Origin of the sequence: Rhodococcus sp. IEGM 1241, from assembly GCF_033142365.1 — a bacterium.
Lineage (GTDB): Bacteria > Actinomycetota > Actinomycetes > Mycobacteriales > Mycobacteriaceae > Rhodococcus_F > Rhodococcus_F erythropolis.
In genome coordinates, this window is record NZ_JAWLSE010000001.1 from 1,710,038 (window position 1) to 1,722,369 (window position 12,332).

The 12,332-nt window shown below is 62.1% G+C and carries 13 protein-coding genes; 10 read left to right on the plus strand and 3 right to left on the minus strand.

Annotation, left to right across the window (positions count from 1 at the left end; all coding sequences use genetic code 11):
• Nucleotides 1–13: 13 nt before the first annotated feature.
• Complete coding sequence (locus R4P70_RS08265; protein ID WP_044479581.1) at nucleotides 14–865, plus strand: ABC transporter ATP-binding protein; 852 nt, start codon at nucleotides 14–16, stop codon at nucleotides 863–865.
• Nucleotides 862–1,902: an ABC transporter substrate-binding protein gene (locus R4P70_RS08270; protein WP_317830650.1), complete on the plus strand. Its 1,041-nt coding sequence runs from the start codon at nucleotides 862–864 to the stop codon at nucleotides 1,900–1,902. The genes R4P70_RS08265 and R4P70_RS08270 overlap by 4 nt, the downstream gene beginning before the upstream one ends.
• A 2-nt stretch (nucleotides 1,903–1,904) precedes the next feature.
• Here the strand turns inward: R4P70_RS08270 and R4P70_RS08275 are convergent, their stop codons facing one another.
• Nucleotides 1,905–2,879: an ABC transporter substrate-binding protein gene (locus R4P70_RS08275; protein WP_317830651.1), complete on the minus strand. Its 975-nt coding sequence runs from the start codon at nucleotides 2,877–2,879 to the stop codon at nucleotides 1,905–1,907.
• A gap of 71 nt (nucleotides 2,880–2,950) precedes the next feature.
• Nucleotides 2,951–3,589, minus strand: coding sequence for a TetR/AcrR family transcriptional regulator (locus R4P70_RS08280; RefSeq protein ID WP_020970312.1), 639 nt, complete (start codon nucleotides 3,587–3,589; stop codon nucleotides 2,951–2,953).
• Between the two features lie 84 nt (nucleotides 3,590–3,673).
• Between R4P70_RS08280 and R4P70_RS08285 the strand changes: the two genes are divergently transcribed.
• From R4P70_RS08285 to R4P70_RS08315, 7 genes are all read left to right on the plus strand, one after another.
• Entirely contained in the window at nucleotides 3,674–5,056 is a 1,383-nt protein-coding gene (locus R4P70_RS08285; protein ID WP_317830652.1) for an MFS transporter, read from the plus strand.
• 55 nt (nucleotides 5,057–5,111) lie between these two features.
• A complete protein-coding gene (locus tag R4P70_RS08290; protein ID WP_317830653.1) occupies nucleotides 5,112–6,101 on the plus strand; it encodes an ABC transporter substrate-binding protein in 990 nt (329 codons plus the stop codon).
• A complete protein-coding gene (locus R4P70_RS08295) occupies nucleotides 6,098–8,011 on the plus strand; it encodes an ABC transporter ATP-binding protein (RefSeq protein ID WP_317830654.1) in 1,914 nt (637 codons plus the stop codon). Before R4P70_RS08290 ends, R4P70_RS08295 begins: the two co-directional genes overlap by 4 nt.
• Nucleotides 8,008–9,744, plus strand: a complete 1,737-nt coding sequence (locus R4P70_RS08300) for an ABC transporter ATP-binding protein (RefSeq protein ID WP_060939777.1) — start codon at nucleotides 8,008–8,010, stop codon at nucleotides 9,742–9,744. Before R4P70_RS08295 ends, R4P70_RS08300 begins: the two co-directional genes overlap by 4 nt.
• 21 nt (nucleotides 9,745–9,765) lie before the next feature.
• Nucleotides 9,766–10,407 carry a TetR/AcrR family transcriptional regulator gene (locus R4P70_RS08305; protein WP_019744674.1) on the plus strand — a complete coding sequence of 214 codons (642 nt, stop codon included), beginning with the start codon at nucleotides 9,766–9,768 and terminating at the stop codon, nucleotides 10,405–10,407.
• A gap of 97 nt (nucleotides 10,408–10,504) precedes the next feature.
• Nucleotides 10,505–11,005, plus strand: coding sequence for a nuclear transport factor 2 family protein (locus R4P70_RS08310; RefSeq protein ID WP_020970307.1), 501 nt, complete (start codon nucleotides 10,505–10,507; stop codon nucleotides 11,003–11,005).
• A gap of 25 nt (nucleotides 11,006–11,030) precedes the next feature.
• Nucleotides 11,031–11,705, plus strand: a complete 675-nt coding sequence (locus R4P70_RS08315; protein WP_021345110.1) for a pyridoxal 5'-phosphate synthase — start codon at nucleotides 11,031–11,033, stop codon at nucleotides 11,703–11,705.
• Nucleotides 11,706–11,720: 15 nt separating this feature from the next.
• Here R4P70_RS08315 and R4P70_RS08320 read toward each other — a convergent pair whose 3' ends face one another.
• Nucleotides 11,721–12,029 carry a hypothetical protein gene (locus R4P70_RS08320; RefSeq protein WP_283301934.1) on the minus strand — a complete coding sequence of 103 codons (309 nt, stop codon included), beginning with the start codon at nucleotides 12,027–12,029 and terminating at the stop codon, nucleotides 11,721–11,723.
• A 55-nt stretch (nucleotides 12,030–12,084) separates the two neighbouring features.
• On the opposite strand from R4P70_RS08320, the gene R4P70_RS08325 reads away from it, so the two are divergent.
• On the plus strand, nucleotides 12,085–12,276 hold the full coding sequence (locus tag R4P70_RS08325; protein ID WP_306294056.1) for a hypothetical protein: 192 nt from the start codon (nucleotides 12,085–12,087) through the stop codon (nucleotides 12,274–12,276).
• Nucleotides 12,277–12,332: the final 56 nt, after the last annotated feature.

Genomic DNA, 12,332 nt, shown 5'->3' on the forward strand with positions numbered 1-12,332 from the left:
AACGAGGAACAGCGTGAACGAGGCAAGTGCGGCGGGCGTCGTGGCTGAGAAGACGAATCGGCTTCGCGCCGAGGACGTCACGATCGGGTACGACAAGCGCGTCATCTCGGAGCACCTCGATGTCGAGATCCCCGACGGTGGCTTCACCGTCATCGTCGGTCCCAACGCCTGCGGCAAGTCGACACTTCTGCGTGCGTTGTCCCGGTTGCTCAAGCCGACCACCGGCAAGGTTCTTCTCGACGGCAAAGCGATCACGTCGTACCCGGCCAAGGAAGTTGCGAGGCGGCTCGGGCTTCTGCCGCAGACGTCGATCGCCCCGGACGGTATCAAGGTCGCCGATCTGGTTGCGCGAGGACGTTATCCGCATCAGAAGCTGATCCGTCAGTGGTCGCGAGAGGACGAGGCCGCCGTCATCAAGGCGATGGAGGCAACCAAGGTCACGGATCTGTCGGCAAGGCCGGTCGACGAACTGTCCGGTGGTCAGCGCCAACGTGTCTGGGTCGCGATGGTTCTCGCGCAGCAGACTCCGTTGGTGTTGCTGGACGAGCCGACGACGTTCCTCGACATCGCGCATCAGATCGAGCTTCTGGAGTTGTGCCGCGATCTGAACGAGAACGACGGGCACACGCTGGTGGCTGTGCTTCACGATCTCAATCACGCGTGCCGCTACGGAACTCACATCATCGCGATGAAGGACGGCGCGGTGGTCGCCGAAGGCCCGCCCGCGGAGATCATCACCGAAGAACTGGTGCAGGAGGTATTCGGCATGGCGTGCCGCATCATCGACGATCCGGTTTCCCACACACCACTTGTCATTCCGCTGGGACGCGAGCGTCAGCGAAACATCGAAGGAGCAAAGGTATGACACTCGTCCTGGATACGCAGGTCACCGATTCGGAGTGGGCTCAGATCGTCGACCGCATTTCACGGCGCCGATTCTTCGGTGGCGCAGCCGGTGTGGCTGCAGCACTGGCGCTGAGTGCGTGTGGAACTTCGGATGCCGAGTCGGACTCGGCCAGTGACACTCTCCCGTACACGTGGGGCGAGTTCAGCGGCGACGTTCCCCGCGACCCCAAGCGCGTTGTGGTGCTGGACGGCCGCGTCGACCTCGAATTCGCGATGATGATGGACTACCCGATCGTCGGTTCGGGGAACTTCTGGTTCCCCGATGCCAAGGCAGGATTCCAGTTTCCCGGCCGCACAATCGAGGACGCGAGCTTCGTCAACGTAGCCGGCGATTTCTCCACCAATTTCGAGGCTCTGCTCGCTCTCGAACCCGATCTGATCGTCATCACTGCGATTGGCTACACGAGTGACTGGTACGGCACCGAGCGCTTGTCTTCCATCGCGCCGCTGTTGGTCGTCGGCGACGACGTCGAACCGATCGCCGGACACCCGGTCGACTGGCGAGGTGCGCTGATGGCGCAGGCGAGCCAACTCGACCGTGCGGCAATCGCCGAGGCTTCCATCGCGGAGTACGACGACAAGCTCGCGAGACTGCGACCCATGTTGCAGGAGAAGCTGGGCGGAAAGAAGATCGTATTCGGCGTTCAGACGCCGACCGGATTCCTTGTGCATCAGCGGAATCTGCGGATCAGTGTTGCAATCGATGCCGGCCTGGACGTGCTTTTCCGTGACGACGACAATGCAGAGAACTCGTTCGAGTTGTCGTTCGAGCAACTCGACACCTTGGCTCCGGCGGATGTGATCATCGCCCAAGCTCGCGATCAGGAAGCGCTCGACGCGATCAAGACACAGCCGACGTGGCAGCGGTTGCCTGCAGTTCAAGCGGGCAACGTGTTGACCAGCGACGCGCGATACAACCAAGGATTTGCGCTCACCGCGGCCATCTTCCTCGACGTTCTCGAGGAAGCGGCCGGGCGAATCACTGCTGGGCAGTAATTTCAGGCGACGTTGCGGGCCTGGTCGAGTAGTTGTGCAACCTGCTCGAACCAGGCGCCGTAATTGGCGTAGGTGTTGGGACGCTTGTCGTCGAAGTCGATCACCTGGTTCGCGGTCACCGCGGGCAGCTTGACGAACACGGGTGATGCTGCGAGTGCTTCTGCCGACTTCGCGAACTGGAACACGATGTCCGCCGGGTAATCCGGGACCTGCTCCCAGCTGAGGTCGGCCCAGCCTTTGTCGCCTCCCGGTCCGGTGAACTTCACGCCGAGTTCTTTCAGATAACCGAACTGGGCGAGCGCCGTTGTGCCTGCGTACAACTCGGAGCTGTCACCGTTCAGGGCGAGGACTTCGATGTCGTCGACCTTGGCCGCGGCAGTTCGGATGCGCTCTGCACCGGATTCGAATGCTTCCTTGCCCTCGCGTGCTGCGGCTGTGTCGGTGTTCCCGCCGAGAGCTTCGGCGAGTGCGGCGTATTCGCTCAACACGTCCGGTGTCGAGGCTCCGGAGAACTTGACGCCGACAAACGGTGCAACATTGTTGACGGTGTTGCCCATCGGCTCGTCCCACCAAGTCCATCGCGTCGGGTCGTCGCTGTTGCCGTACCCGATGACGAGGTCGGGGTCCAGTGCCGCAAGTGCTTCCGCGCTGAGTTCGCCTTCACGGCCGACGACCGTCATGGTCGACTCGTCGGCATGATCGGTGACGTCGGGATTGCCGACGCCGTAACCGAAGATGCCGACCGGCCGAATACCGTAGTCCCACAGCGCAGCAGCGGAATACGCGTCGACGACGATCCGCTCCGGGGCGTGATCGAGGGTGATCGTGTTTCCGTATCCCGTTGTGTAACTCCAGGACTGGTCGGCGGACCTGGTCTCGGTAGAAGGTGATGCGTCGCTACTTCCGCAACCGGTGAGCAGGAGTGCGGCGACGGCGGGTAGTGCGGCGAATCCGGCGAACCGGCGGGTGAGTTTCATGAAAACCTTCCGAACATGGCGAACTAAGCTAGGTAAGCCTAACCTGATGTTCCGTTCGGGTGTTCTCCGGGTCAGGCGCCCTGCCACATCTGAAGCCATTCGCTCCAGGATGGGGGAGTGATCGACGGTTGAGGTGTTCCGCCACGAAGTCCGTCGAGCATGAAATCGAGATAACGCGTGTGTATTTCGGTGGCTCGATCGCCCTCGATCGGCAGAGTCGGCCGCAGATGCACTGTCATGAGCATGACGTCTGCAGCAGTGAAGCCGGGCGGGACTTCGCGAGTGTCGACGCAGACGTCGACCATGGATTGCAAGGCGGCCTCCAATTCTTCGGCGGCACGAGTGACTTCGGCGTGTTCAGGCAACCTGCCGCCGAGGACCGGAATGAGCGGTCCCACCGATTCGGTGAGATATCGCAAGAAGAACGTCTTCAATACGGCTTCATCGGTTTTCGCGGTGCTCACGCACTCTCGGGCAAGGGTGGCGAGGTGATCGATCGCCCAGACGCGCAGGGATTGCGCCAGTTCCTCCTTGCCTCGGTATCGGCGATAGATGCTGCCGACGCCCACTCCGGCCCGTGCGGCAATCGCCGATACCGGTGCATTCCAACCCTGTTCGGCAAAAATCTCGCGCGCTGCTCGCAGCACGGTGACGTCGTTGTCTGCGGCTTCTCGGGCGCGTCCGGGGAGGCTCGCATTCTCTTTCGCCATTCCCACAGGCTAGCAATGCATGGTTTACTCAATCGGAACGGAGTGTTCCGTTCCGATTCGATTCATGATTGGAGGAAGGTGTCGATGACGACCTTGGCAGAGGCGCCCACGCGATCCGGGAGCCGGATGATCGCAGCCCTGGCTGGAGCGGTACTCGTCTACTCGCTCATGCAGACGATGCTGGTACCGGCGTTGCCGGTGTTGGGTGAGCATTTCGACACGTCCGTGGCGGTGACCGGGTGGATTCTTACGTCCTATCTGTTGGCGGCCGCGGTGATGGCTCCGATCGTCGGGGCAATGGGTGACCGGTTCGGCGACAAGCGAGTTCTGGTGATCGTTCTGATCATCTTTGCCCTCGCCACATTCGCCGCCGCGGCAGCGCCGAACATCGGGGTGCTGCTCGTCGTTCGGGCCGTCCAGGGAGTGAGTATGGCGAGCTTCCCGCTCGCGATGGCAGTGCTGCGGAGAACGGTAGTGGGCGCCGAGTTGTCTTCGGGGATAGGTTGGCTCGCTGGGACTTTGGGAATCGGTGCCGGAAGTGCACTGGTGATCGGCGGTGTCATTCTCGAGTATCTCAGTTGGCAGTGGTTGTTCGTGATCACCGGGATCTTGATCGTGCTCGCATTGGTCGCGGTGGTGGCCGTGGTTCCGGGTTCGCATCGCCGGCCGGGTATGCCGACGGACTGGGCCGGTGCCGGAGCACTGGCGTTCGGGTTGGTGAGCCTGCTCCTGGCGATCACCAAAGCCTCCGACTGGGGAGTTCTGTCGCTCGGATTCTGGGGTCTGGTTGTAATCGCGTTAGTTTCGTTCGCGACACTGATTGCCGTCGATTCCCGCCACGACGCGCCGATTGTCGACATGCGAGTCTTTCGGGACAAGCCGATGATGATCACCAGCGCACTCACTCTGGTGTTCGGATTCGTGCCGTACATCTTTTACCTCTGCCTGCCGCGGATCCTTCAGGCGCCGGACACGTCCACGTACGGAAGCGGATTCACTGTCGTGCAGACCGGGTTGGCGCTCTTGCCTGCCGCTGTACTCGTCTTTCTCGGCGGGCGTTTGACGCCGGCTCTCGCGCGGCGATACGGGCCGCGAGTACCGGCGGTGACAGCGCTGGCACTCATGGCGACGGGCGCGATCGGACTCGCAATCTGGCCGAGTTCGGTGGTTGCGATCGTGCTGTTCTTCTCCCTCGTCGGGTTGGGGAACGGCGTGGGGTTCGCGGTCTGTGCTCTGTTGGTTGCTTCGATCGTGCCGCCATCGGAGATGGCAGCGGCCAGTGGTGTCAACAGCGTGATCAGGACCGTGGGATCGGCGGTGGGTGCGCCGGTGACCACAGCAGTCCTGGCGATCGGTATTTCCGGTGATTCGTTCGGAGCGGCGTTCGTGATGGGCGCAGTCATCAGTGTTGTCGCGTGTCTGCCGGCGTTTGCACTTCCGGTGACGAGGGCTGCACAAACGGCTTGAGTTATTGTAGGCTCCCCTAATCGAGACAGTGTGTAACTAAAGCAGGGAGAGAAGGATGCGGCAGCAGTGGGGCCTGCGAGCAACGGCACTCGCAGCGACAGCAACGGCCCTTGTCGGTTGCTCCTCGGGCGTCGATGACGCCGACGCAGCGGCACACGGGTCCTCTGCCGCCCCTGCGCCGCAGAAGTTGCTCGCACTGGACGAGTTCGCAGCACTCAACGCGCTCACGCTCGGGGTCAAGCCCGATACGGTCTTTGCCACCCTGCAATCACAGGCGGCGAAGGAGATCTTGCAGAGCGAGGGCGTAGAGGTCATCGACAAACCGACGTTCTTCGAGTCGCCCGACGTCGAACAGATCGCAGCAGTCGATCCTGACAGAATCCTGCTCAGTGACGTCGGGTCGTTGACGTCGATCACGGCTCAGGCCAACGAGATTGCCCCGACGACGGTGCTCGCCTACGCGGCGCCGTGGCGCGAAGTTCTGAATACCGCGGCGACTGCACTGGGTCGAGAGTCCGAAGCTCGCGAAATCGTGTCGAGGCTCGAGACCAAATTTGCCGAAGTATCCGGAACGGTCGAGGCGCAACCGCAGACGTTGTCCGTGCTGGTGGGATTCTCCGGCGGCATCTACACCGTCATTCCACAGTCGCCGATGTCCTCGATCATCGAGGAAGCCGGTTTCAGGCGTCCACAAGCCGAACTCGACGCGAAGATCGGACCGAACACAGGTGTTGCCACGTCTTCGGTGTCGGGCGAGGAGGTCGGGCAGCACGCGGCGGACGCGATGGTCGTGACCTCGGGAAACATCTACGACGGCGCACTGGTACACGCAAATCCGTTGTTCAACGGGATCCCTGCGGTGCAGGCCGGGCGCACGGCAGACGTCAGCGGCGAACTCTGGTTCGGCAGTTATCCCTTCGCGGTCTACTGGATCCTCGAAGACCTCGAGGCACTTGCCGATCGCACACTCACCGGCGCGGAGCTCCAAGGACGCATCGCATCCGACGCCGACGCAGTTACCCGATGGAAGGCGTTCTCGAAATGACGACGACACAGGCCACGAAAGCAGACATTTCATCTGAAGAGGCCGACGTATCACAAGGAGCGGCGGCCGAAGCCTCGCAAGCCAAAGCTGAAGCGGCGGAGCACAAGAGCGCGCTTCGCGAACTCCTTGCTCCAGTGCGCACGCGGACCACCATCGCGATGGTGATGCAGGTGATCGCCGCGGTCGCCGCCATCGTGCCGTACGTGGCCATCGCCGAACTGGGTAAGACGCTGATCGTGGGCGGTGACGTCGACTCGTCCCGTGTCTGGACGATCGTGTGGGTGGTCGTCTTCGGTCTGGGTATGCGTGCGTTCTTCGGAGGCGGTGCGTTGATCGTGACGCACTTCGCCGATGTGAATCTGCAGGCGGTGCTGCGGCGTCGAATCGCAGCGACTCTCGGTCGACTTCCCTTGGGCTGGTTCACCTCCCACTCGTCCGGAACCGTGCGCAAAGCCGCGCAGAACGACATCTCCGATCTTCATTACCTGGTTGCGCACAGCGCCGTCGAGACCACCGGAGCCATCGCAGTGCCGCTCGTCGGACTCGGCTACGTGATCTCGATCGACTGGCGTCTGGGATTGGTCGCGATTGCCACGCTCCCGATCTACATGATCGCCTACGCGATGATGACCAAGGACATGGCCGTCAAGATGAGCCGGATGAATGAGGGCATCGCGGCCATCAGCAACACCATCGTCGAGTTCGTCACCGGTATCGCAGTGGTCAAGACCTTCGGTCAGGACAAGCAGTCACACTCCCGGTACCGCGACGCCGCCAAGGCATTTGCACTCTCGTACGAGGGCTGGGTTCGCCCGATGCTCCGGACCGAGGCGCTGGCCTCGATTGCATTGAGCGCACCGGTAGTGCTGGTGGTCAACCTTGGCCTCGGCTCGTGGTTCGTCCGCTCCGGATGGGTGTCACCCATCGATGTGCTGACCAGTTCTCTTGTCGCGATGGTGATTCCGGTGTCGGTGACGACCATCGGTTTCGGTATGCAGGCTCGCCGAGAGGCAGCCGCCGCTGCGGCGCGACTGATTGCGCTGTTCTCGACCGAGGCGCTGCCGGAAACCGATCATCCGAAAAGTCCCGCGGGGAATGAAGTTCGATTCTCCGGAGTTTCTTTCGCCTACGACGACGGCGCCGACGTTCTGACCGACATCGATCTGACGCTGCCGGAGGGCACTGTGACGGCGTTGGTCGGACCTTCGGGTTCGGGTAAGTCGACGCTGGCAACGCTGGTTCCGAGGTTCCACGACGTGCGTGCCGGATCGGTGGCCATCGGTGGTGTCGACGTCAGGGAAGTCGCTACCGACGAGCTGTACCGCCACGTCGGATTCGTTCTGCAGGACGTGCAGCTGGTCGAAGCGACCGTGCTCGACAACATTCGGCTTGCCCGACCGCAGGCGACTTCGGCCGAGGTGAAGGCCGCTGCCGCAGCCGCGCAGATCGACAACCGAATCGAAGCGCTCCCGAGAGGCTACGACTCCGTGGTCGGGGTCGACGCCAGATTCTCGGGTGGTGAAGCCCAAAGGGTCTCCATTGCGCGTGCGATTCTCGCGGACACTCCTGTTCTCGTGCTCGACGAAGCAACCGCTTTCGCCGATCCGGAGTCCGAAGCCGATATCCAGGAGGCGTTGTCGCGCTTGACGGTGGGGCGCACCGTGCTGGTGATCGCGCACCGGTTGGCTTCGATCGTGAGCGCCGATCAGATCGTGGTTCTCGACGCCGGACGGATCGTGGAGAAGGGCACACACGATCAGCTTGTGGCGAGTGGTTCAACCTATGCCCGGATGTGGGCGAGTCACAGTCGGGCCGACTCGATTGAACACAGTCGGGCCGACTCGATTGAACACAGTCGGGCCGACAGCATCGCTGGTATGTCTGACGCAGCAGGAAAGGCCAACTCATGATTCGCGACCTCTTCCGGATACTCGGCCCGCAGAATCAGGGCCGCTATCGCGAGTTCTTGGTGTGGGCAGTGTTGTACGGCGTGATGCAAGGTTTGGCAGTGGCGCTACTGGTCCCGGCGGTGCAGGCACTGTTCGATCAGGACTGGGGCAGTTTCCTTCGGTGGCTCGCCGCAATGGCCGTGTGCGCCGTGATCAGTTCGATTGCGCATTACCTGCAGGCGATGAAGGGATTCGAGTCGGCCCTCACGCTGCTGAGGACTATGCATCTGCGCCTGGGAGATCATCTCGTCACTCTGCCGCTCGGCTGGTTCGGCGCCGGCCGTCTCGGCCAGGTATCGCAGGTTGCCAGCAAGGGCACCATCTCGGTGATGGGGGCGGCTGCGCACCTGATGACACCGATCATCTCCGGAATTGCCAGCCCGGCAACCATTGTCGTGTGCATGTTGTTCTTCGACTGGCGGCTCGGGCTGGCGCTGGTGGTCAGCGTTCCGATTCTGTTCGCGGCAGCCAGATTTGCCTCGACGATGACTGCGAAGGCGGACGATCGGGCACATGCCGCAGCCGTCGAATCGAACAATCGAGTGCTCGAGTACGCGCGTTGCCAACCGGTCCTGCGTGCTTTCGGACGCACACACGGGGTGTACGAACCGCTCGACGACGCGATCGAAGCGCAACACACTGCGGGTCGTTCACAACTGTGGTTCGTGGTGATCGGGTCCGTGGTCAACGGGATCGCCCTGCAATTCGTCTTCTCTGCCGTGATCATCCTGGGTGCATTCCTCGCGCTCGGCGGCGACATCGACCCTGTCACGTTGATCGCGCTACTCGGCCTGACCGCACGGTTCATCCAACCGCTGGGTGAGATCGGCGAGTTCGGCGGTGCAATCAGAATGGCACGCAACGAAATCCGTCGGATGTCCGAGATCCTCGAAGTGGAACCACTGGTAGAACCCGATACCAGCGGGCAGCCGACGGGGGAGACGGCCGTGCAGTTCGACGCCGTCGACTTCGGCTACGCGGACGGTGGGCAGGTGCTGCGGGACATCTCCTTCGAGGTGCCGCGGAAGTCGCTGACGGCGTTGGTCGGTCCGTCAGGGTCTGGCAAAACCACCGTCACCCGGCTGATCTCGCGCTTCTACGACGTCGACTCGGGGGTGGTGCGTGTCGGCGGCGTCGATGTGCGGGACCTCACGAGTGCCGATCTGATGTCGCAACTGTCCTTGGTTTTCCAGGACGTGTACCTCTTCGACGACACGTTGATCGCGAACATCCGCCTCGGTCGCCCCGAAGCCACGGACGATGACGTCTTCGACGTGGCTCGGATCGCGGGCGTCGCGGAAATCGTCGAGCGACTTCCGCGGGGTTGGGACACCCGCGTCGGTGAGGGTGGGACGGCACTGTCCGGTGGAGAGCGGCAGCGGGTCTCCATCGCGCGCGCACTCCTCAAACGCGCACCTATCGTTCTGCTCGACGAGGCGACGGCCGCGCTCGATCCCGAGAACGAGGCCCATGTACAGCGTGCGATGCAGGAACTCGCCAGTGAAAGCACACTGCTCGTGATCGCGCACAAGCTGTCGACCGTCGTGGCCGCAGACCAGATCATCGTGCTCGGTGACGACGGCTCGATCGTCGAAGTGGGAACCCACGAAGTTCTGCTCGCAGCCGGTGGGAATTACGCCGCGTTCTGGAACCAGCGCCACCGTGCGTCGGGATGGCGGTTGGTAGCGGGCTGAGCAGGTGGCAGGCTGAGCAGAATGCAAACCGGAAAGAAGACGGGGCGGCCGCCGACGTTGTCGACAGTGGACATCGTCGAGGCCGCCCTGGCTGGTGATCTGAGTGAATTGACCATGCCGAGTGTGGCAAAACGTCTGGGCGTCAGTCATTCTGCACTTTATCGCTACTTCGCGGACCGTGAAGCGCTGCTGCGGGCTTGCGCGGATCACGTTGTGCGTCAGACTGTATGGCCGGACACGGATCGTCCGTGGCGTGAGTTTCTGACGGATTTGTGCGACGTTCTGTGGTCCTCGTTCGAGCGCTATCCAGGTCTAGCCCAGGTCGGTCTCGCAGTTCCGGGCACGCCACCGGCGATAATCGAGATCGTGGAGAAACTGGTCGGTTCGTTGACTGCCCAGGGTTTCACACCACACGACGCGGTCCTGGCGGTGGACTTCATCTCCGAGGTGACCATGACGCAGTTCGCAATGATGGCGGCAATGGACAAGACCGTGAGCTCCGCGGATTCGCGTTCTGCGCGCCAGGCGTATCAGGAGAGTTGGAATGCGTCGGAGTCGTTGGTCGAGGGGATCGGCGACGAATCGACGTGGCACGGGCGAGGTTGGTTGGACGAGAAGATCACGATCATGCTCGACGGCCTGGAAAAGCGTGTTATCGGCTGACATTTCTACTAGCTTTGAGAGTAATGCCCGTTTCGGCGTGATACAGGCTAATGTGCACACATAGGACGGGTGGTTGCTGCACCGGGAGGCGGGGATCATGGATCTCGAAGCGATTGTTCTCATCCAAAGACTCAAGTACCGATACGCACGCGCCTTGGACACCAAATCGTGGGTCGAATTTGCCGACACTCTGACCGTCGACGCCACCGCGATCTACGGAGAACAACTCAGTTTCGATTCCCGAGATTCGTTCGTCTCCTTCCTCGAGAACACCCTCGGATCACACGTCATCACTGAACATCAGTGCGGGCAACCCGAGATCGACGTCGACGGAGACACCGCAACCGGGATCTGGTGCCTCGCGGACACTGTGGTGATCCCCGAAGACGGCATGCTTCTTCGCGGATCGGCCTTCTATCACGACAGATACACCCGCTGCAGCGACGGTGAATGGCGAATCTCCCACACGAGCTACGAGCGGACCTGGGAATCGGTGGTGGCGCTCGCCGACATGCCGAGTTTCCGATTGACGTCCAACAAGTGGGCACTGCTGCAGCAACCCTCGTTCGGCGACTCGGTAGTGCGCAACGTCTCCTGAGGCCGTCCGCGATTAGAGTCGGCTCATGGTTGATGCAGATTTTTCGCTGCCTGACGTACGGACGTGGATTCGCGGTATCCCCGCACTGACCGGAACTCCGCCGCCCGCGCCTGAACATTTTCCGGAAAAGCCGGGAGAGCTGTTCCTCGACTGGCTCCGTGCGGCCGTGGCCTTCGGCGTCGTCGAGCCACACGTGTGTGCGCTCGCGACCGTCGACAGTGACGGTATGCCCGATTCCCGCTTCCTCATCCTCAAGGACGTGACCGAGGGCGGGTTCTGGTTTTCTGGTTCAGCTGCTTCGCCGAAAGGCATTGAGCTGAAAGAAAATCCGCGAGCATCGCTCGCCTTCTACTGGCGTGAGACGGGCCAGCAGGTCCGGATTCGCGGGTTGGTTCGCGAGGGCGACGACGCACTTCGAAGCCGAGACTTCGTCGAACGCTCCGTCACTGCGAGAGCGGTGGCGACCGCAAGTAAGCAGAGCGAGGTGCTCGAAGACTTAGGGGCGTACGACACATCGGTGGCCGCTGCGGAAGCAAGAATCAGTGACGACCCGGGGTTCGTGTCGAAGGACTGGCGTGCGTGGTGCCTCGAGCCGGAGTCTGTCGAGTTCTGGCAGGCAGACTCCGGGCGTCGGCATCAGCGATGGTTGTACCGGCGCGGCTCGGACCGAGCATGGACACGAGCAGTGCTGTGGCCCTGAACAGCTGGGTCGAGCTCAGCTGGCGCTGATCTCCGGCGACACGAGGTTGACGACGATCGACTGTCCACCGAGCTTGGCGTGGATTTCGGGATGTTCGAACCCCGAGGACAACAGGTAGCTGCCGAGCATCGTGAGCAACTCGTCCAGATCCATCGTGGGATCGGAGGAATGCGTGCTCGAGGGTGAGGCCTGATTCGCGATGAGTTCGGTGTGGGTGAGTCGACCGGCCACTCGAACGGCGGCTACACCCATCGCGTCGCGCCGTACGACGGTGCGACTCCGAGTCTCGAGTGTCCTCGATGATTCGCGTGTTGAAGCTGGCACTGAAAGGTCCTCTCCGCTGCTGTGTGCGGCCGTGGTTCGGGTAGGAAGCGGAAACGTGAATGCATCCGATTGCTTGGGTGCGGTCGACAGAAAATCCGCTGTGGCGGTGGCACTGCTGGAACCGTTGCTCGTGGAAAGGTTGCTCGCAGAACCGTTACCCGTGGGAAGGTTGCTCGCAGAACCATTACTCGCGGAACTACTGGCTCTCGATCCGTTGCCGGAACCGTTGGGGCCCGTTATTCCGTGAGAATTCTTGTCTTCCATTGTTCGCTCCTGATGCCCGTAAACAGACCGCTGGTTTGC

What these genes read in the sequence shown, in the direction of transcription:
- R4P70_RS08270 (WP_317830650.1), top strand. Translation starts at nt 862, where the DNA reads ATGACACTCGTCCTGGATACGCAGGTCACCGATTCGGAGTGGGCTCAG.
- R4P70_RS08275 (WP_317830651.1), bottom strand. Translation starts at nt 2,879, where the DNA reads ATGAAACTCACCCGCCGGTTCGCCGGATTCGCCGCACTACCCGCCGTC.
- R4P70_RS08280 (WP_020970312.1), bottom strand. Translation starts at nt 3,589, where the DNA reads ATGGCGAAAGAGAATGCGAGCCTCCCCGGACGCGCCCGAGAAGCCGCA.
- R4P70_RS08285 (WP_317830652.1), top strand. Translation starts at nt 3,674, where the DNA reads ATGACGACCTTGGCAGAGGCGCCCACGCGATCCGGGAGCCGGATGATC.
- R4P70_RS08290 (WP_317830653.1), top strand. Translation starts at nt 5,112, where the DNA reads ATGCGGCAGCAGTGGGGCCTGCGAGCAACGGCACTCGCAGCGACAGCA.
- R4P70_RS08295 (WP_317830654.1), top strand. Translation starts at nt 6,098, where the DNA reads ATGACGACGACACAGGCCACGAAAGCAGACATTTCATCTGAAGAGGCC.
- R4P70_RS08300 (WP_060939777.1), top strand. Translation starts at nt 8,008, where the DNA reads ATGATTCGCGACCTCTTCCGGATACTCGGCCCGCAGAATCAGGGCCGC.
- R4P70_RS08305 (WP_019744674.1), top strand. Translation starts at nt 9,766, where the DNA reads ATGCAAACCGGAAAGAAGACGGGGCGGCCGCCGACGTTGTCGACAGTG.
- R4P70_RS08310 (WP_020970307.1), top strand. Translation starts at nt 10,505, where the DNA reads ATGGATCTCGAAGCGATTGTTCTCATCCAAAGACTCAAGTACCGATAC.
- R4P70_RS08315 (WP_021345110.1), top strand. Translation starts at nt 11,031, where the DNA reads ATGGTTGATGCAGATTTTTCGCTGCCTGACGTACGGACGTGGATTCGC.